Annotated in this window: 21 protein-coding genes; 11 read left to right on the forward strand and 10 right to left on the reverse strand. The window is 68.5% G+C overall.

Annotation, left to right across the window (positions count from 1 at the left end; all coding sequences use genetic code 11):
- Window positions 1–48 precede the first annotated feature (48 nt).
- Genes dapF through JKL49_RS01985 form a run of 3 tightly spaced genes read left to right on the forward strand, consistent with a single transcriptional unit; the run spans window position 49 to window position 2,602 of the window.
- A complete protein-coding gene (gene dapF, locus JKL49_RS01975; protein WP_215337954.1) occupies window positions 49–876 on the forward strand; it encodes a diaminopimelate epimerase in 828 nt (275 codons plus the stop codon).
- Window positions 873–2,141: a tRNA (N(6)-L-threonylcarbamoyladenosine(37)-C(2))-methylthiotransferase MtaB gene (mtaB, locus tag JKL49_RS01980; RefSeq protein WP_215337956.1), complete on the forward strand. Its 1,269-nt coding sequence runs from the start codon at window positions 873–875 to the stop codon at window positions 2,139–2,141. Before dapF ends, mtaB begins: the two co-directional genes overlap by 4 nt.
- Complete coding sequence (locus JKL49_RS01985; RefSeq protein WP_215337958.1) at window positions 2,138–2,602, forward strand: GFA family protein; 465 nt, start codon at window positions 2,138–2,140, stop codon at window positions 2,600–2,602. Before mtaB ends, JKL49_RS01985 begins: the two co-directional genes overlap by 4 nt.
- Here the strand turns inward: JKL49_RS01985 and JKL49_RS01990 are convergent.
- Entirely contained in the window at window positions 2,599–3,228 is a 630-nt protein-coding gene (locus JKL49_RS01990) for a trimeric intracellular cation channel family protein (protein ID WP_215337960.1), read from the reverse strand. The two genes, JKL49_RS01985 and JKL49_RS01990, sit on opposite strands and share 4 nt — an antisense overlap.
- Before the next feature lie 46 nt (window positions 3,229–3,274).
- Between JKL49_RS01990 and ftsY the strand changes: the two genes are divergently transcribed.
- From ftsY to JKL49_RS02005, 3 genes are all read left to right on the forward strand, one after another.
- Window positions 3,275–4,210 (forward strand): signal recognition particle-docking protein FtsY, encoded by a 936-nt coding sequence (ftsY, locus tag JKL49_RS01995; protein WP_215337962.1) that lies wholly within the window; start codon window positions 3,275–3,277, stop codon window positions 4,208–4,210.
- A complete protein-coding gene (locus JKL49_RS02000; protein WP_215337964.1) occupies window positions 4,207–4,794 on the forward strand; it encodes an inner membrane-spanning protein YciB in 588 nt (195 codons plus the stop codon). Before ftsY ends, JKL49_RS02000 begins: the two co-directional genes overlap by 4 nt.
- Window positions 4,795–4,879: 85 nt before the next feature.
- The gene (locus JKL49_RS02005; protein ID WP_215337966.1) at window positions 4,880–5,503 is read left to right on the forward strand and encodes a MarR family winged helix-turn-helix transcriptional regulator; all 624 of its coding nucleotides are present in this window, start codon (window positions 4,880–4,882) and stop codon (window positions 5,501–5,503) included.
- A 111-nt stretch (window positions 5,504–5,614) separates the two neighbouring features.
- Here the strand turns inward: JKL49_RS02005 and JKL49_RS02010 are convergent, their stop codons facing one another.
- From JKL49_RS02010 to ccmA, 7 genes are all read right to left on the reverse strand, one after another.
- The gene (locus JKL49_RS02010; protein WP_215337968.1) at window positions 5,615–5,866 is read right to left on the reverse strand and encodes a hypothetical protein; all 252 of its coding nucleotides are present in this window, start codon (window positions 5,864–5,866) and stop codon (window positions 5,615–5,617) included.
- A gap of 173 nt (window positions 5,867–6,039) precedes the next feature.
- Window positions 6,040–6,552, reverse strand: a complete 513-nt coding sequence (locus tag JKL49_RS02015) for a DsbE family thiol:disulfide interchange protein (protein ID WP_215337970.1) — start codon at window positions 6,550–6,552, stop codon at window positions 6,040–6,042.
- A complete protein-coding gene (ccmD, locus tag JKL49_RS02020) occupies window positions 6,549–6,704 on the reverse strand; it encodes a heme exporter protein CcmD (protein ID WP_215337972.1) in 156 nt (51 codons plus the stop codon). Before ccmD ends, JKL49_RS02015 begins: the two co-directional genes overlap by 4 nt.
- 2 nt (window positions 6,705–6,706) lie before the next feature.
- On the reverse strand, window positions 6,707–7,435 hold the full coding sequence (ccmC, locus tag JKL49_RS02025) for a heme ABC transporter permease CcmC (protein ID WP_215337974.1): 729 nt from the start codon (window positions 7,433–7,435) through the stop codon (window positions 6,707–6,709).
- 211 nt (window positions 7,436–7,646) lie between these two features.
- Window positions 7,647–8,165: a Spy/CpxP family protein refolding chaperone gene (locus tag JKL49_RS02030; protein ID WP_215337976.1), complete on the reverse strand. Its 519-nt coding sequence runs from the start codon at window positions 8,163–8,165 to the stop codon at window positions 7,647–7,649.
- Window positions 8,166–8,237: 72 nt separating this feature from the next.
- On the reverse strand, window positions 8,238–8,903 hold the full coding sequence (ccmB, locus tag JKL49_RS02035) for a heme exporter protein CcmB (RefSeq protein ID WP_215337978.1): 666 nt from the start codon (window positions 8,901–8,903) through the stop codon (window positions 8,238–8,240).
- Window positions 8,900–9,502, reverse strand: a complete 603-nt coding sequence (gene ccmA / locus JKL49_RS02040; RefSeq protein WP_215337980.1) for a heme ABC exporter ATP-binding protein CcmA — start codon at window positions 9,500–9,502, stop codon at window positions 8,900–8,902. The genes ccmB and ccmA overlap by 4 nt, the downstream gene beginning before the upstream one ends.
- Before the next feature lie 177 nt (window positions 9,503–9,679).
- Here ccmA and acnA point away from each other — a divergent pair, with 177 nt between their 5' ends.
- The 3 genes from acnA (at window position 9,680) to JKL49_RS02055 (ending at window position 13,841) form a co-directional block, all read left to right on the forward strand.
- Entirely contained in the window at window positions 9,680–12,376 is a 2,697-nt protein-coding gene (acnA, locus tag JKL49_RS02045; protein ID WP_215337982.1) for an aconitate hydratase AcnA, read from the forward strand.
- 86 nt (window positions 12,377–12,462) lie between these two features.
- Window positions 12,463–13,155 carry a DUF1223 domain-containing protein gene (locus tag JKL49_RS02050; protein WP_215337984.1) on the forward strand — a complete coding sequence of 231 codons (693 nt, stop codon included), beginning with the start codon at window positions 12,463–12,465 and terminating at the stop codon, window positions 13,153–13,155.
- Window positions 13,156–13,505: 350 nt separating this feature from the next.
- On the forward strand, window positions 13,506–13,841 hold the full coding sequence (locus JKL49_RS02055; RefSeq protein ID WP_215337986.1) for a DUF2794 domain-containing protein: 336 nt from the start codon (window positions 13,506–13,508) through the stop codon (window positions 13,839–13,841).
- Window positions 13,842–13,921: 80 nt separating this feature from the next.
- On the opposite strand, the gene JKL49_RS02060 is transcribed toward JKL49_RS02055, so the two are convergent.
- Window positions 13,922–14,665, reverse strand: coding sequence for a Bax inhibitor-1/YccA family protein (locus JKL49_RS02060; RefSeq protein WP_215337987.1), 744 nt, complete (start codon window positions 14,663–14,665; stop codon window positions 13,922–13,924).
- Window positions 14,666–14,808: 143 nt separating this feature from the next.
- On the opposite strand from JKL49_RS02060, the gene thpR reads away from it, so the two are divergent.
- Window positions 14,809–15,345: an RNA 2',3'-cyclic phosphodiesterase gene (thpR, locus tag JKL49_RS02065; protein WP_215337989.1), complete on the forward strand. Its 537-nt coding sequence runs from the start codon at window positions 14,809–14,811 to the stop codon at window positions 15,343–15,345.
- Window positions 15,346–15,348: 3 nt separating this feature from the next.
- On the opposite strand, the gene JKL49_RS02070 is transcribed toward thpR, so the two are convergent.
- On the reverse strand, window positions 15,349–15,732 hold the full coding sequence (locus JKL49_RS02070; RefSeq protein WP_215337991.1) for a DUF2237 family protein: 384 nt from the start codon (window positions 15,730–15,732) through the stop codon (window positions 15,349–15,351).
- Window positions 15,733–15,787: 55 nt separating this feature from the next.
- Here JKL49_RS02070 and JKL49_RS02075 point away from each other — a divergent pair, with 55 nt between their 5' ends.
- The gene (locus JKL49_RS02075) at window positions 15,788–16,645 is read left to right on the forward strand and encodes an HpcH/HpaI aldolase/citrate lyase family protein (protein ID WP_347340344.1); all 858 of its coding nucleotides are present in this window, start codon (window positions 15,788–15,790) and stop codon (window positions 16,643–16,645) included.
- The last annotated feature ends 1 nt before the right edge of the window (window position 16,646 follow it).

A 16,646-nucleotide genomic window follows, 5' to 3' on the forward strand; every position in this document is an offset into this window, starting at 1 on the left:
CTCGCCAAAGGTGATCGGGCGGAGAAACTCCCCTATATAGCCGCCACCATGAGCCGTCCGTTCCTGAAGATGAACGGGCTCGGCAACGACTTTGTCGTCGTCGAGGCCCGATCCGCCCCCTTCGCGCCGAGCGCGGACGAGGTTCGCGCGATCGCTGACCGCGAGCGCGGGATCGGCTGCGACCAGATCGTCTCCATTGATCCTTCGACGCGCGCGGACGCTGCCGTCCGCTTCTGGAACGCCGACGGCGAGGAGGTGGGCGCCTGCGGCAACGCCAGCCGCTGCGTCGGCTGGCTGCTGATGGAAGCCTCAGGGCGCGACGAGGCGAGCTTCGAGACCCAGGCGGGAATCCTCACCGCACGGCGCGCCGGCGAAAAGCGCATCAGCGTCGACATGGGTGAGCCCGGCCTCGACTGGAAGCAGATCCCCCTGGAGGAAGCGATGGACACCCGGGGCGTCGAGCTCCAGGTCGGCCCCATCGACGCGCCGCTGCTGCACACCCCGGGCTGCGTCTCCATGGGCAATCCCCACGTGGTGTTCTTTGTCGAGGACGCGGAGACCGCGCCGGTGCGCGAGGTCGGCCCGATGATCGAGCATCACCGGCTGTTCCCCGAGGGCGTCAATGTCGGCTTCGCCCAGATCAAGGCCCGCGACCGCATCCGCCTGAAGGTCTGGGAACGGGGCGCAGGCCTCACCAAGGCCTGCGGCACCGGCGCCTGCGCGGCCCTGGTGGCGGCGGCCCGCCGTGGCCTCACCGACCGCAAGGCGACCCTGGAACTCGACGGCGGCGACCTCGTCATCGAGTGGCGCGAGAGCGACGGCCACGTGATCATGACCGGCGGCCTGGAACTCGAATTCACCGGGGTCCTGCCATGACCGACAAGGTCGACATCGTCACCTTCGGCTGCCGCCTCAACGCCTACGAGAGCGAGGTCATCCGTGCGCGGGCGGCCGAGGACGGGCTCTCCAACGCCATCGTCTTCAACACCTGCGCGGTGACCGGCGAGGCCGTGCGCCAGGCGCGCCAGGCGATCCGCAAGGCCCGCCGGGAGCGTCCCGACGCCAAGCTGATCGTCACCGGCTGCGCCGCCCAGATCGACCCCGCCGCCTTCGCCGCCATGGCAGAGGTGGACCTGGTGCTCGGCAATGCGGAAAAGTCCGAGGCCGGCGCCTATGCCGCCACCGCGCCCGAGGGCCGGGTGCGGGTCAACGACATCATGAGCGTCCGCGAGACCGCCGGCCACCTGATCGACGGGCTGAAGGATCGCGCCCGGGCCTATGTCGAGGTCCAGAACGGCTGCGACCACCGCTGCACCTTCTGCATCATCCCCTTCGGCCGCGGCAATTCCCGCTCGGCGGCGGCGGGCGAGGTGGTGGAGCAGGTCCGCAAGCTGACCGCCCAGGGCTATCTCGAGGTGGTTCTGACCGGCGTGGACATCACCAGCTGGGGCTCGGACCTGCCCGGCCAGCCGACGCTGGGCCAACTGGTGGCCCGCATCCTCAAGCTGGTTCCGGAGCTGCCGCGCCTGCGGCTGTCCTCCATCGACGCCGCCGAGATCGACCCGGACCTCATGCGCTGCCTCGCCGAAAGCCCGCGCCTCATGCCCTATCTGCACCTGTCGCTACAGGCCGGCGACGACATGATCCTCAAGCGGATGAAGCGCCGCCACAGCCGCGCCGACGCCCTCAAGCTGATCGCCGACGTTCGCGCCGTGCGCCCTGACGTGGCCTTCGGCGCCGACTTCATCGCCGGCTTCCCGACGGAGACGGAGGCGATGTTCGACAACACCCTGCGCCTGGTCGAGGAGGGCGGGCTGTCCTTCCTGCACGTCTTCCCCTTCAGCCCGCGCCCGGGCACGCCCGCCGCGCGGATGCCCCAGCTGCAGCGCCCGGTGATCAAGGACCGCGCCGCCCGCCTGCGCGCCGCCGGCCAGGTCGCCCTGCTTCGCCATCTGGAACGCCAGGTCGGCCGGACCATCACCGGCCTCGTCGAGCGCGACGGCGTCGCCCGCGCCGAGGACTTCACCGAAATCGCCTATGTCGGCGAGGCCGCCGTGGGGTCCATCGTTCCCATGCGGATCACCGGCCATGACGGCGCCCGCGTGCTCGGAACGGTGGCTGTGCTGGAGGCGGCGGAATGAGCGGGTGGTCGGGCGGTTGCCAATGCGGCGCGGTGCGCTTCCACGCGCAAAGCCTGGGCCGCGCCAGCATCTGCCATTGCCGCATGTGCCAAAAGGCCTTCGGCGGCTTCTACGGTCCCTATGTCGACGCCAACGCCTTCGAGTGGACCCGCGGCGCGCCGAAGTATTTCCAGAGCTCCAACCTGATCAAGCGCGGCTTCTGTGGCGACTGCGGCACCCAGCTCTCCTTTGAATCGCCGGACCACCCGATCAACATCGCCATCGGCGCCTTCGACCATCCGCAGACCATCGTCCCGGTTCTCCAGGTCGGCGTGGAATCCATCCTGCCCTATGTGAACGACCTGGAACATCTGCCCCAGCGGACGCCGGAGCAGGCGGAGCGGGTGGCGGAATTCTACGCCGGCATGGTCAGCCACCAGCACCCCGACCACGACACCGAGACCTGGCCGCCCAAGGCCTAGTCTTCGGGCGTGCCGCGGCCCGGGAAACCGGGCAGGGCCCAGCCCTTTAGGATGGCGCCGCTGCGGATGGCGAGGGCTGCGGCGAAACCCGCCAACCCCGCCGGGAACCCCGCAACCTCGAACATCTGCAGGATCACGAAGACACCGGCTCCCACCAGGGCGGCGGTGACGTAGACTTCGCGCTTCAGCAGGATCGAGGGCTCGTGGGCCAGCACGTCGCGGATCACCCCGCCGAAACAGGCCGTCAGCGTCCCCATCACGACGGCGGAGAACGGCGGCGCGCCGAGCGAGGCCGCCTTGGCCGCGCCCACCACGCAGTAGGCGGCCAGACCCAGGGCGTCGAGCCAGAGCAGCACCCGCATCCGACCCTTGCCCGACCCGAACACCCAGACCGCCATGGCCGCGGCCAGGCAGGCCAGGATATAGGCCGGCTTCTGCACCCAGAACACGGGCGCCCCGATCAGCAGGTCGCGCAACGTGCCGCCCCCCACCCCGGTGACCGCGGCGAAGAAGCCGAAGGTGACGATGTCGTGCTTGCGCCGTGCAGCCGCCAGCGCCCCGGTGGCGCCGAACACGGCCACGGCGGCATAGTCCAGCCAGGTCAGGGTGGCGGTGAGCGCGTCCATTCCCCATCCTCTATCGCGCACGCCGAGGAGCCGCTAGAAGCCGCCTATGACTGAACCCAAGAAGGGCTGGCTCCAGCGCCTCGCCGGCGGCCTCACCCGGTCGTCCAAGGCGCTGACCGAACAGGTGACGGCGACCTTCACCAAGGCGCCCCTGGACCAGGCCAAGCTCGACGAGCTGGAAGAGATGCTGATCGAGGCCGATCTCGGCCCGCATTCGGCCGCCCGCATCACCCAGCGCTTCTCCGACGCCAAGTTCGGCAAGAGCGTTGACGAGATGGAGATCAAGGAAGCCCTCGCCGAGGCCATCGGCGATGAGCTTTCCAGCCGCCAGGGCGCCTTCGACCCGCTGTCAGGCCCCAGGCCCTATGTGGTGCTGTTCATCGGGGTCAACGGTTCGGGCAAGACCACGACCCTGGGCAAGATCGCGGCGGATTTGACCGGCAAGGGCGCCAAGGTGCTGGTGGTGGCCGGCGACACCTTCCGCGCCGCCGCCGTCGAGCAGCTCAAGGTCTGGGCCGAGCGCGCCGGGGCCGACTTCATGTCCCGTCCGCCCAATTCCGACGCCGCGGGCCTGGCCTTCGACGCCATCGCCGCAGCCAAGGAGAAGGGCCACGACGTGGTCCTCATCGACACCGCCGGCCGGCTACAGAACAAGCAGGGCCTGATGGACGAGCTGCTCAAGGTCATCCGGGTGGTGAAGAAGATCGATCCGGACGCCCCGCACGAGACCCTGCTGGTGCTCGACGCCACGGTGGGCCGCAATGCGCTGGCCCAGGAAAACATCTTCGGCAACCAGATCGGCGTCACCGGCATCGTCATGACCAAGCTGGACGGCACCGCCCGCGGCGGCGTCCTGGTGCCGGTGGCCCAGGCGTCGGACAGCCCCATCAAGCTTATTGGCGTGGGGGAGGGGATCGAGGATCTTCAGCCCTTCAACGCCCGGGCCTTCGCCCGTTCCCTCGTCGGTCTGGAGGACGCATGACCCTGTCGCCTGGCGCCAAGAAGTTCATCACCGGCTTCGTCGACTACGGCTGGCCGGTGGGCTTCGTCATCGCCTACTTCATCACCCACGACACGGTCCAGGCGACCTGGGGCATGGTGGCCGGCGCGGCGCTCGCCCTCATCATCGGCTATGTGGTGGAGAAGCGCATCGCCCCCATGCCCCTGGTGGCCGGCCTCATCGCCGTGCTGTTCGGCTGCCTGACCCTGTTCTTCCACGATGACCGTTTCATCAAGATCAAGCCGACCGTGACCTCGGTGGCCTTCGGCCTGTTCCTGATCGGCGGCCTGGTGCTGCGCAAGAATCCGCTGAAGATCCTGTTGGGCAAGGCCTTCCAGATGCCCGACGAGGGCTGGCGCAAGCTGACCTGGCGCTACGGGATCTTCTTCCTGTGCGTGGCGGCTCTCAACGAGTTCATCTGGCGGACACAGCCGGACGAGGTCTGGGTGCTGTTCCGCTTCCCGGGCCTCTCTATCATCCACGTCCTGTTCGGCTTCTCGCAGGTGCCGCTGATGATGAAGTACGCCAAGCTCGACGAAATTCCTCCGGTGCCGCCGGTCGAATAGACCGTCCACGGACGTCTGTCGTCAAAACGACGCGATCGGAGTATAGCTTGCCGGCCGATCCAATCGGACGGGCGGGGACGACCTCATGGCGAAATCGAAGTCAGGCGCGAAATCCGGCGGGCTTCCGGCCCTGGACAAGTCCCCAAGCCACCTGCTGCACCGCGCGTTGCAGCTGTCCCTGGACATCTATGCCGACGCCTTCGAGGCCGGCGGCCCGACCCAGCGCCAGTACGCGGTGCTGGCGGCGGTGGAGGCCCATGAGGGCCTGACCCAGACCGACCTGGTCCGCATTACCGGCATCGACCGCTCGACCCTGGCCGACATGGCCGCCCGCATGATCACCAAGGGCCTGCTGGAGCGCCAGCGCTCCGCTTCCGACGCCCGGGCCAACGCCGTCAGTCTGACCGTCGCGGGCCGTGAGTTGCTGGAAGAAGCCAAGCCGAAGATGGCGGCGGCCGACGCCAAGCTGCTGAAGCTGCTCTCCTCCAACAAGCGCGAAGGCCTGGTCAATGTCCTGCGCGACCTGATCGCCGCCGGCGAAGCCGCCGCCGCGCCGCCGGTGGAGAAGGCGCCGAAGAAGCCCAAGGCCGAGAAGCCGGCCAAGGTGAAGAAGCCGAAGGCCGAAAAGGCTCCCAAGGCTGAGAAGGCGGAAAAGGCTCCGAAGGCCGAGAAGCCCAAAAAAGAGAAGAAGGCCAAGAAGGCGGCCTGATCTCCTACCCGCTCATCCCGGCGAAGGCCGGGATCCAGGTAAAGCCCACCAAACGCTCAGAATGTATCTGGGTCCCGGCCTTCGCCGGGATGAGCGGCTGTGGGCTCGTCCCTAGACCTTGATATCCAGCAAAGATCCCGGCCGCAGGAACTTCTCCGGCGGTTCGGCGGGGAGGTCCGCCGGGATGCGGCCCATCGGATGCGGACGGCTGATCGGGTTGGCGATGGCCTGGGCGGCGGCGGCCTGCTGCTGACCGCCCAGCGCCGCCTGGAAGAAGGCGCGCTGGCTCGCATTGCGCGCAGCGTCCGGCCGTTGGATCGGCTGGGTGGTCTGCGGGAAGCCGGGTCTGATGGGAAGCGCCACGGGCGGCCTTATGGTTAATGCGCGAGCCCAGTCCTCGCGCGAATATGGTCAACAGAGGGTTAACGCGCGGCAAGCGCGCCAGGGTTAAGTGGAAGCCGGTTAACCCGTCCGGCGCACTTGAACCCTTTGAGATAAGAGCCTTCTTAAACGGGTCAGATGGTTTCCATCTGACCCTAAAAGGCTCTGGCCCACAGATCCCGGGCGTCCTGCTGCGTCAGCGGCCCGGTGTGCTTGGCCAGGATCATGCCGTCGGCGCCCACGAGGTATGTCTCTGGAACCCCGGTGACGCCGAGCTCGATCCCCGCTCGTCCGTCGCGGTCCACCAGCCGCGCCCGGTAAGGATCGCCGAGCCGGGCCAGGAAGGCCTTGGTGTTGTCGGGCGCGTCCTTGTAGGCGACGCCCACCAGGGGAATTCCCTGCTTCTTCATGGCCACCAGCACCGGCTGCTCGATCTCGCAGGGGGCGCACCAGGAGGCGAAGATGTTGATCAGCACCGGGCCCTTGGCGACCTGGCGCAGCCGCAGCGGTCGGCCGTCGTCGAGGCTGGGCAGGATAAGATCGGGGGTCGGCTTGCCCACCAGGGCCTGGGGCTGGACGTGGGGGTCGTGCTTCAGGGCGAACAGGCCAAACAGCAGGGCCAGGGCCACCAGGGCGATCAGCGGCAGGGCCGCCAGCCAACGGCTCACGCCTCACGGTCCTTGGTCAGGGCTTCGGCCTTCTTCCGCCAGCGCCGCGCGTGGTTCAGACTGGCGGCGATCATGCCCACGAAAGCCAGGGCGGTCAGGCCATAGGCTGGCCAGATGAAGGCGGCATAGGGACCGGGATCGAGGTCAAGCATGGTCAGCCCCTTGCCGCGCGCAGGGCGGCGGCCTCGGCGCGGCGGCGCCAGACCTCGCCACGGATGCGCACCAGCCACAGGGACCCGAAGGCGGCCATATAGGCCAGGCTCAGCAGCAGCAGGGGATACAGATAGTCGACGGTCATGGTCGGTCCGCCCTTGCGGAACACCGAGGCGCCCTGGTGCAGGGTGTTCCACCAGTTCACCGACCAGTGGACGATGGGCAGATTGACGACGCCGACTAGCGCCAGGATGGCGCCTGCGCGGGCCGACTTGGCCTCGTCGTCCAGGGAGGCGCGCAGGGCCATATAGGCCAGATAGAACAGCAGCAGGACCAGGACCGAGGTCAGGCGCGCGTCCCAGACCCACCAGGTCCCCCACATCGGCCGGCCCCACAGCGAACCGGTGGCCAGCGCCAGAACCGTGAAGGCCGCCCCCAGCGGCGCGGCGGCCTGGGCGGCGGCGTCGGCCAGGGCGTGGCGGAACACCAGGGCCAGGAAGCTCGCGCCCCCCAGGCAGGCATAGACAAACATGCTCATCCAGGCGGCGGGCACGTGGATGAACATGATCCGCACGGTGTCGCCCTGCTGGTAGTCCTCCGGGGCGGTGAAGCCCAGCCACAGCCCGGCCAGGGCCAGGACGGCGGCGATCACGCCGAACATCGGCGCGGCCCAGCGCGAGAACGCCATGAAGCGCTCGGGATTCGACAGGAAGGCGGGCGCCGGGAACATGCCCAGGCGAATTAGACCCCGGCGCCGCCTGGGGCAAGTCGGGGTCGCTTCCTTAATTCCTCCCCCAGCGCGCAGCGCGGTTCGGGGGAGGTGGATCGCGGGCGAAGCCCGCGAGACGGAGGGGGCTTGGGCTGTCGGATCGGCACGGTCCTAACCCCCTCCACCGCCTTCGGCGGTCCCCCTCCCCCGGTGGGGGAGGAATTGCCTGGCTTTAGCCGCGATCGCCGCCGAACCGGCCACCGCCGTGACCACGATCGCCATGACCGTTGCCGCCGCCCATGGGGCCCAGCGCGTCGAAGGCCTTCTTCTGGGTGGGCGAGAGTTGGCTGTAGAAGCGCATCGTGGCGTCGGCCCGGCGCGCGAAGGCGACCTGGCGGTCGGCCATGTGGGCCTTCATGCGGTCCAGCCGTTCCGGGGTGGTCAGGTTGGCGCGCTCGTCACGGTTCTCCCGCATCCTTTCGCGCATCCCGGCTGGCGGGGTCATGGACTGCAGGAAGGCGTTCAGCGCCGGCTCCTGGGCCGAGGTCAGCTGCAGGGTGTCGCGCAGGTGCTGGGCGTGCTTGGCGGCCATCTCGGCCGGATCGCGGCGCGGGCGGTCACCGCGGTCGTGGCGCGGTCCGGCGTCCTGGACGCCGGCCATGGGGGCCGAGGCCGGCTGAGCGATCGCCGCGCCGCCGAGGCCAAGGGTCAGGATCGCGCCGCTCAGCAGCAACGGGGTGGTGAATTTCATGGGGTCTCTGAACTCCGGAGTTTGTATCCCTCGGCCGTTCAACGCCGGGTCCCGCCGTTTCCGTCGCCGAAACTACGACAGGGCGTTGCGGCAGGCCGCGGCCATGGCCAGAGGGCCCAGCGCCACCGTGGCTGCGGCATAGGCGCAGAGCAGGGTGAGGCCCGCGTGCCAGGGCAGGCCATTGCCGAAGGCGTCCAGCGCCGCGCCGCCGAAGATCACCGGCGGCACGAACAGCGGCAGGACGATCACGGCGGTCAGCAGGCCGCCGCGCCGGGCCCCCAGGCTCAGCGCCGCCCCGATCCCCCCGGTGAAGGCGAAGGCCAGGCCTCCGACCAGGGCGCAGACCAGGATCAGGGGGGCGAGCTGTGGCTTGGCCCCCAGGGCGATGGCGGCGACCGGGGCGGCGAGCGCTAGGGGGGCAGCCGTCGCGATCCACTGCCCCAGGCACTTGATGGCGCAGATGATCTCCAGCGGCACGGGCGACAGCACGATCAGGTCCAGGGCCCCGTCCTCATAGTCGCGCTCGAACAGCCGCTCCAGCGACAGCAGGGCCGCGAGCGCCAGGGCCACCCAGGCCATGCCGGTGGCGATGGCCGCCAGCCGCGCGGGCTCAGGCCCGGTGGCGAGCGGCAGCAGGGTCGCGGTCCCGGCATAGAAGCCGAGCGACACCAGTGGCCCGCCGCCCTTGCCCCAGGCGAGCGCCACCTCGCGGGCCAGCAGGGCGCCGGCCCGGCTCATGCGCCGATCTCCAGGGTCTTGTGGGGCACGGGCAGGGGGTCGTGGACGGCGGCCACGATCAGGCCGCCGGTGGCCAGGTGGCCAGCCATCACTTGACCGAATCGCTCCCGCCAGACCGCGTCCAGCGGGCTCAGCGGTTCGTCCAGCAGCCACAGAGGCCGGGGAGCGGCGATCAGCCGCGCGAGCGCCAGACGGCGCCTCTGCCCCGCCGACAGCCGCCGGACCTCTAGGTCCATCAGGGTGGAAAGCTCCAGGGTGGCGACAGCCTTGGCGCTCGAGGCGCGGGTTCCGCCGGTCCATTGGGACCAGAATTCGAGTTCCTCGCGGGCGGTTCGGGTCGGCTTGAGGCCGTCCAGATGACCGATCAGGTGCAGGCCCTCAGCCCTTGCCGTGCTTGGATCCAGGTCGCCGAAGGTGATGGCGCCGGCCTCGGTCTGGACGAGGCCTGAGATGGTGCGCAGCAGGCTGGTCTTGCCGGCCCCGTTGCGGCCGGTGAGCGCGGCGGCCTCGCCGGCGGCGAGCGCCAGGTTCAGGCCTTCAAAAAGCAGGCGCCCGCCCCGCCGGACCGACAGGTTTTTGAGGTTCAGACGTGAGATCACGACTCGGAAGTTCCCACCGCATGGACGTAAGCCAAGCCAGGGTCTATGACGCGCGCGGCCGACGCCGCCTTGGGGGGCGTACGCGGCGCTCGGGCGGACGCTGTGTGTCCGCCTCGAAAAGCGCGCGATCCCCGAAGCGGTGATGTAGCGGCCGTGAACAGAGGAAGGATCCCTTATATGGCGTCGATCGACAGCCTGAAGACCCGCCGCGAACTGACGGTGGGCGACAAGACCTACGTCTACTACAGCCTTCCCGCCGCCGAGGAAGCCGGACTTTCGGGCGTTTCGCGCCTGCCGGCCTCCATGAAGGTGCTGCTGGAAAACCTGCTCCGCAACGAAGACGGCGTCTCCGTCGGCGGCGACGACCTAACCGCCCTGGCCGCCTGGCTGGTGAACAAGGGCTCCGTCGAGCACGAGATCAGCTTCCGTCCGGCCCGGGTCCTGATGCAGGACTTCACCGGCGTTCCCGCCGTCGTCGACCTGGCCGCCATGCGCGACGCCATGACGGCGCTGGGCGCCAACCCCGAGAAGATCAACCCGCTGAACCCCGTCGACCTGGTGATCGACCACTCGGTCATGGTCGACCACTTCGGCACCTCCAAGGCCTTCGGCGAGAACGTCGAGCGCGAGTATGAGCGCAACATCGAGCGCTATCGCTTCCTGCGCTGGGGCTCCTCGGCCTTCAACAACTTCCGCGTCGTGCCGCCCGGCACCGGGATCTGCCACCAGGTGAACCTGGAATACCTGGCCCAGACCGTCTGGACCCTGGACGAGGACGGCGCCACCACCGCCTATCCCGACACGGTCGTCGGCACCGACAGCCACACCACCATGATCAACGGCCTGTCGGTCCTGGGCTGGGGCGTCGGCGGCATCGAGGCCGAGGCCGTGATGCTGGGCCAGCCGATCCCGATGCTGATCCCGGAAGTCATCGGCTTCCGCGTCACCGGCGCCATGCCGGAAGGCGCGACCGCCACCGACCTGGTGCTCACCGTCACCCAGATGCTGCGCAAGAAGGGCGTGGTGGGCAAGTTCGTGGAGTTCTACGGCCCGGGCCTCGCCGGCCTGACCCTGGAAGACCAGGCCACCATCGCCAACATGGCTCCGGAATACGGCGCCACCTGCGGCTTCTTCCCGGTGACCAAGGCCACCATCGACTACCTCTCGGCCACCGGCCGTGACGCTCACCGGGTCGCCCTGGTGGAAGCCTATGCGAAGGCGCAAGGGTTGTGGTTCGAGCCCGGCGACGCCGATCCCGAATTCACCGACACCCTCGACCTGGACCTCGGTTCGGTCCTGCCGTCCCTGGCCGGCCCCAAGCGTCCCCAGGACCGCGTCCTGCTCTCCGACGCCGCCGCCGAGTTCAAGCTCGCGCTCGGCAAGGAGTTCGGCAAGGCCGATCCGGAGAGCGCCAATGCGCGTATCCCGGTCCAGGGTGAGAAGTTCGACGTCGGCAACGGCGACGTGGTCATCGCGGCCATCACCTCCTGCACCAACACCTCCAACCCCTCGGTGCTGATCGCCGCGGGCCTGGTGGCCAAGAAGGCCATCGAAAAGGGCCTGAAGGTGAAGCCCTGGGTGAAGACCTCGCTGGCCCCCGGCTCCCAGGTGGTCACCGACTATCTGAAGAGCGCGGGCCTGACCAAGAGCCTCGACGCGCTCGGCTTCAACCTGGTGGGCTACGGCTGCACCACCTGCATCGGCAACTCCGGCCCGCTGCCGGAAGCCATCTCCGACGCGGTGCAAAAGGGTGACCTGGTCGCCTGCTCGGTGCTTTCGGGCAACCGCAACTTCGAAGGCCGGGTGAACCCCGACGTTCGCGCTAACTACCTGGCCTCGCCGCCGCTGGTGGTGGCCTATGCCCTGGCCGGCTCCATGAACATCGACCTGGCCACCGAGCCGCTGGGCGAAGGCAAGGACGGCAAGCCGGTCTACCTGAAGGACATCTGGCCGACCTCGGAAGAGATCGCGACGCTCCAGCGCAAGCACGTCACCCAGAAGATGTTCGCCACCCGCTATTCGGACGTCTTCAAGGGCGACAAGAACTGGCAGGGCATCAAGGTGGCCGGCGGCCAGACCTACGCCTGGGACATGGGCTCCACCTATGTGCAGAACCCGCCCTACTTCCGCGACATGAAGATGGAGCCGACCCCGGTCACCGACATCGTCGAGGCCCGGGTTCTGTCGGTGTTCGGCGACTCGATCACCACCGACCACATCTCGCCCGCCGGCTCCATCAAGGCGACCTCGCCGGCTGGCGTCTATCTGCGTGAACGCCAGGTTCCGACCACGGAATTCAACCAGTACGGCGCGCGCCGTGGCAACCACGAGATCATGATGCGCGGCACCTTCGCCAACATCCGGATCCGCAACAAGATCACCCCGGACATCGAAGGCGGGGTCACCAAGCACTTCCCCTCCGGCGACGTCATGGCGATCTATGACGCCGCTATGCGCTACCAGGGCGAAGGCCGTCCGCTGGTGGTGTTCGCCGGCAAGGAATACGGCACCGGCTCGTCCCGCGACTGGGCGGCCAAGGGCACCAAGCTCCTGGGCGTCCGCGCGGTGATCGCCGAGAGCTTCGAGCGCATCCACCGCTCGAACCTGGTGGGCATGGGCGTCCTGCCCCTGCAGTTCCTGCAGGAAGGCTGGCAGAAGCTGAACCTGACGGGCGAAGAGATCGTCACCATCCGTGGCCTGACCGAGCTTTCGCCGCGCCGTCAGCTGACCATCGAGATGTACCGTCCGTCGGACGGCCGCATCGCGCGCTTCCCGGTCCGCTGCCGGATCGATACGCCCACCGAGCTTGAGTACTTCAAGAACGGTGGCGTGCTGAACTACGTGCTGCGCAACCTCGCCCGCACGGCGGCCTAAGGTGTTCCCGACCAGGCGGCGTTCCGTCGCCTGGTCACACCTTGTTGAAACCCAACCCCCAACGAAGTCCGGTTAAGTGCGCGCCCATGCGTAACGTCGCGCTCTTCAGCCTGCTGGTCTCCGCCCTGCCGCTCTGCGCGCAGGCCAAGTCGCCCGTGGTCGTCGAACTCTATACCGCCCAGGGGTGCGCCTCCTGCGGGCAAGCCAACGCCTATGTCGGCAAGCTGGCCGAGAAGCCGGGCGTGCTCGCGCTCACCTTCTCCGTGGACTACTGGGACTATCTGGGCTGGGAAGACACCTTCGCCAAGCCGGCCTTCGGCGAGCGGCAGAAGGCCTATGTGGCCCGCCTGAACCTGCGCGAACCCTACACCCCCCAGGTGGTCATCGACGGCCGCGCCCAGGTGGGCGGCCTGCAGGACGACAAGATCGACAAGCTGGTCTCCGACGCCGCCCATGCCGGCAAGCGCGGCCCGGACATGGCCTTCATCGGCCAGCGCCGGGTGGATGTCGGCTCAGGCGTTCTGCCGCGTGGCGGGGCCGAGGTCTGGCTGGTGCGCTACGATCCGCGCGAGCAGGACGTCGCTGTCCGCAAGGGCGACAACAAGGGCCAGACCGTGCCTCATCGCAACGTGGTGGTGGAGATCAAGCGCCTGGGCGCCTGGCGCGGCAGGCCCACCGCCTATCGCATGCCCGCCGCCTCGGCCGAGGGCCTGGCCACCGCAGTGATCGTCCAGAGCCCCCACGGCGGCCGGGTGCTGGCCGCGGCGCAAAAGGACTAGCTCTCAAAAACCACCCTGCAGACACGACGAAGCCCGCACGGTGGAGGGGGGGACCGTGCGGGCTCGTCTTGGGGCTCGTTCTCTTGGAGAGAGCAGAGTGTCGGCTGGCCGAAGCCCGCGATCCAGGGGGGCTGGGGGGGCTGTTCAGGATCCGGGACCAGCGGGGTTCCGACCAACCGACAGTGACTTTATCGGGGGCGCATCAGGCGGGGACTGGGCCGGAATAAGGTCTTTTCACGGCGGGACGTTACGGTTGTTTTAGTTTCGGAGCGGGCGTTGCGCGCGCGACACGGCCAAGCCCTGCGCAGGCGATTGTCGAACCGCGACGATTGGGTCTAACCTCAGCCTGCATGGCGTTGGATCAGCCCCACCAGACCCCCGGGGTCGCGAGCGTCTTCTTTGAGCGCCGCGAGTTCCAGCGCATCCTCAACCTCTATGGCCGCATGGTCTCCGCCGGCGAGTGGCGCGACTACGCCATCGACGCCCACACCGAGGCCTGCTCCTTCTCGGTGTTCCGCAAGGCCACCGAGGCGCCGCTCTACCGCATCGAGAAGCGCCCCGCCCTGGCCCAGCGCCAGGGGGCCTGGGCCGTCATCGGCCAGGGCGGGGTGATCCTCAAGCGCGGCCACGACCTGGAGCAGGTGCTGCGGGTCTTCGACAAGGGCCGCTTCAAGGTGGTGGACTAGCTAGCCCCTCTAGGATTGGCCCAAACAAAAACCCCGGCGGTTTCCCGCCGGGGCTTCGTAGATCGTTGCTGCGTCAGGCCTTAGCGGCGGCTGCCGAACAGGGCGAGCAGGAACTGGAACATGTTGATGAAGTCCAGGTACAGCTGCAGCGCGCCGTAGCTGGTGGCCACGCTCATCGCCGACTGGTCGCCGCCCAGCTCGTAATAGGTCATCTTCAGCTTCTGGGTGTCGTAGGCGGTCAGGCCGGCGAAGATCAGCAGGCCGATCACGTTGATCAGCAGGCTCATCATCGAGTTCTGCAGGAACATGTTGATCAGCATGGCGCCGATCAGGCCCCAGAGGCCCATGATCAGGAAGCTGCCCATGCCGGTCAGGTTCTTCTTGGTGGTGTAACCCACCAGCGACAAAGCGCCGAAAGCCGTGGCCGTCAGCAGGAAGGTCGAGGCGATGGAGGCGCCGGTATAACGCAGCACCAGCACGCCCATGGAGGCGCCGATGGCGCTGACCACGGCCCAGTAGGTGATGCCCGCCGCCTTGGGGGTGACGTTCTTGGTGAAAGCGCCGAACAGGATGATCGCCAGCGGGGCGAAGGCCACCACCATGCCCAGGATAGAATAGCCGACCCGGCCATTGGAAACGGTGAACATCAGGTCGCGCACCGGCGCGAAGGACCCCGTCAGGTAACCCAGGCCGGCCGACAGCAGGAGGCCAAGGGCCACCTTGTTGTAGACGCCGAGCATGAAGCTGCGAAGTCCCGCGTCCACCGACATGTCGGCGCGATCCGCGGGGATCGTGCGAGCAGCGCCGCGGTTGAAGTCGCTCATCGGAGGCATAGCCCTCTATTGCAACGCCCCTGGTGGGCGCACCTCGGAATATCGGGTTCCGCGGGCTCAAGCGCAAGCGGGCGCTCGATTACGTTTGCGTCAGGCGATCTTGCCTCTCCTGGCGGGCATTCTAGGCTCGCCATATGATCCGCCTCTTCGTCGCCGTCGCCGTTCCGCCCGAGCTCGCCCCGGGCCTGCAGGCCCGCCAGAGCGGGATCGCCGGCGCCAACTGGCGGCCGGCCGAGGCCTTCCACATCACCCTGCGGTTCGTCGGCGAAGTGCGCGAGGACGTGGCCGACGACCTGCACCTGGAACTGGAGCGCGTCGCCGCGGCCCCCATGACCTTGGAGCTGGAGGGGGTGGGCGCGTTCGGCGAGGGGCCGGAGCTGCACGCCGTCTGGGCCGGGGTGAAGGAAAACGAGCCCTTACGCCGCCTGGCCAAGGCCTGCGAGACCGCCGCTCGACGCTCGGGCCTCAAGGCCGAAGCCCGCGCCTACCGGCCCCACGTGACGCTGGCCTATCTGAAGCGGCCCGATCCCGTGGAGGTCGTGGCCTGGCTGTCGGCCAACGCCCTGCTGAAATCCCCGCCCTTCGAAGTGAAAAGCTTTGGCCTCTATTCCAGCCTGCTGCTCAGCGGCGGCTCCCGCTACCAGCTGGAGCAGATCTACAGGCTGCGGTGAGGCTCAAGCCTTGAACGCGTAGTCCTTCAGGATGCCCAGCGGCACGATGGCCAGGGTCTCCTCGTGGGTCGCCTCCAGCACCAGGTGCGGCGCGGCGCCGGCGTCCAGCGCCTCTTTCCAGCGCGGCGCGCACAGGCACCAGCGGTCGCCAGGCTTCAGGCCCGGGAAGGCGAAGTCGGGAACCGGCGTCGAAAGGTCGTTGCCCATCGACTTCGAATATTCGAGGAAATCGGCGGTCATCACCGCGCAGACCGTGTGGATGCCGGTGTCGGCCGGCCCGGTCTCGCAGCAGCCGTTGCGGAAGAAGCCGGTGACGGGATCCAGCGAACAGGGGATCAGCTCCCCGCCCAGCACGTTTTTTGCATCCTCGTCGTATCGAATGGTCATGGCCCCATCCTAGCTCGTAAGAGGAGGGCCCGCCCATGCAAAACGGAGCCCGCCCGTGATCGCCGTCCGGCCGCGCCGCAGCGCCCTCTACATGCCCGCCGCCAATGCGCGCGCCATCGAAAAGGCCCGCGACCTGGCCTGTGACGTGGTGATCCTCGACCTGGAGGACGCTGTCGCGCCGGACGCCAAGGACCTGGCCCGCACGCAGGCGGTCGAGGCCGTGAAGGCCGGGGGCTTTGGCCGCCGCGAGGTGGTGATCCGGGTCAACGGCCTCGACACCCCCTGGGGCGCGGCCGACCTGGCCGCCGCGTCGGCCGCCCGGCCCGCCGCCATCCTGGCACCCAAGGTCTCCAGCCCTGCCGATGTCGCCGCCTACGATCAGGCGCTGACTGGCGACACCCGCCTGTGGGTGATGATCGAGACCTGCGCCGCCCTCTTCGCCCTGGACGCCATCGCCGCCTCGGCGCGGACCAGCCGCCTGGATACCTTCGTGATCGGGACCAACGACCTGGCCAAGGAGATGCGCTGCCGGCTCACCGTCGACCGCGCGCCGCTCCTGGGCCCGCTTTCACTCAGCGTCGCCGCCGCCCGGGCCCACGGCCTGACCATCCTGGACGGGGTCTACAACAGCATCGAGGACGAGGGTGGCCTGGCTCGCCAGTGCGCGCAGGGGGCGGAGTTCGGGTTTGACGGCAAGACCCTGATCCACCCGAAACAGATCGAAACCGCCAACGCCGCTTTTTCTCCGGCCGCCGACGAGGTGCATTGGGCGCACATAATTGTCGCCGCCTTCGATTCGCCGGAAAACGCGTCTAAGGGCGTGCTTCGAGTCGAGGGACGTATGGTGGAGCGGTTGCATCTGGCGCAGGCGCAGCGTCTGATCGCTGTGTCGGCGGCGATCGCCGCCGCGTGAG

This window comes from Phenylobacterium glaciei, from assembly GCF_016772415.1.
Classification (GTDB): domain Bacteria; phylum Pseudomonadota; class Alphaproteobacteria; order Caulobacterales; family Caulobacteraceae; genus Phenylobacterium; species Phenylobacterium glaciei.

What these genes read in the sequence shown, in the direction of transcription:
- dapF (WP_215337954.1), top strand. Translation starts at nt 49, where the DNA reads ATGAGCCGTCCGTTCCTGAAGATGAACGGGCTCGGCAACGACTTTGTC.
- mtaB (WP_215337956.1), top strand. Translation starts at nt 873, where the DNA reads ATGACCGACAAGGTCGACATCGTCACCTTCGGCTGCCGCCTCAACGCC.
- JKL49_RS01985 (WP_215337958.1), top strand. Translation starts at nt 2,138, where the DNA reads ATGAGCGGGTGGTCGGGCGGTTGCCAATGCGGCGCGGTGCGCTTCCAC.
- JKL49_RS01990 (WP_215337960.1), bottom strand. Translation starts at nt 3,228, where the DNA reads ATGGACGCGCTCACCGCCACCCTGACCTGGCTGGACTATGCCGCCGTG.
- ftsY (WP_215337962.1), top strand. Translation starts at nt 3,275, where the DNA reads ATGACTGAACCCAAGAAGGGCTGGCTCCAGCGCCTCGCCGGCGGCCTC.
- JKL49_RS02000 (WP_215337964.1), top strand. Translation starts at nt 4,207, where the DNA reads ATGACCCTGTCGCCTGGCGCCAAGAAGTTCATCACCGGCTTCGTCGAC.
- JKL49_RS02005 (WP_215337966.1), top strand. Translation starts at nt 4,880, where the DNA reads ATGGCGAAATCGAAGTCAGGCGCGAAATCCGGCGGGCTTCCGGCCCTG.
- ccmD (WP_215337972.1), bottom strand. Translation starts at nt 6,704, where the DNA reads ATGCTTGACCTCGATCCCGGTCCCTATGCCGCCTTCATCTGGCCAGCC.
- ccmC (WP_215337974.1), bottom strand. Translation starts at nt 7,435, where the DNA reads ATGTTCCCGGCGCCCGCCTTCCTGTCGAATCCCGAGCGCTTCATGGCG.
- JKL49_RS02030 (WP_215337976.1), bottom strand. Translation starts at nt 8,165, where the DNA reads ATGAAATTCACCACCCCGTTGCTGCTGAGCGGCGCGATCCTGACCCTT.
- ccmB (WP_215337978.1), bottom strand. Translation starts at nt 8,903, where the DNA reads ATGAGCCGGGCCGGCGCCCTGCTGGCCCGCGAGGTGGCGCTCGCCTGG.
- acnA (WP_215337982.1), top strand. Translation starts at nt 9,680, where the DNA reads ATGGCGTCGATCGACAGCCTGAAGACCCGCCGCGAACTGACGGTGGGC.
- JKL49_RS02050 (WP_215337984.1), top strand. Translation starts at nt 12,463, where the DNA reads ATGCGTAACGTCGCGCTCTTCAGCCTGCTGGTCTCCGCCCTGCCGCTC.
- JKL49_RS02055 (WP_215337986.1), top strand. Translation starts at nt 13,506, where the DNA reads ATGGCGTTGGATCAGCCCCACCAGACCCCCGGGGTCGCGAGCGTCTTC.
- JKL49_RS02060 (WP_215337987.1), bottom strand. Translation starts at nt 14,665, where the DNA reads ATGAGCGACTTCAACCGCGGCGCTGCTCGCACGATCCCCGCGGATCGC.
- thpR (WP_215337989.1), top strand. Translation starts at nt 14,809, where the DNA reads ATGATCCGCCTCTTCGTCGCCGTCGCCGTTCCGCCCGAGCTCGCCCCG.
- JKL49_RS02070 (WP_215337991.1), bottom strand. Translation starts at nt 15,732, where the DNA reads ATGACCATTCGATACGACGAGGATGCAAAAAACGTGCTGGGCGGGGAG.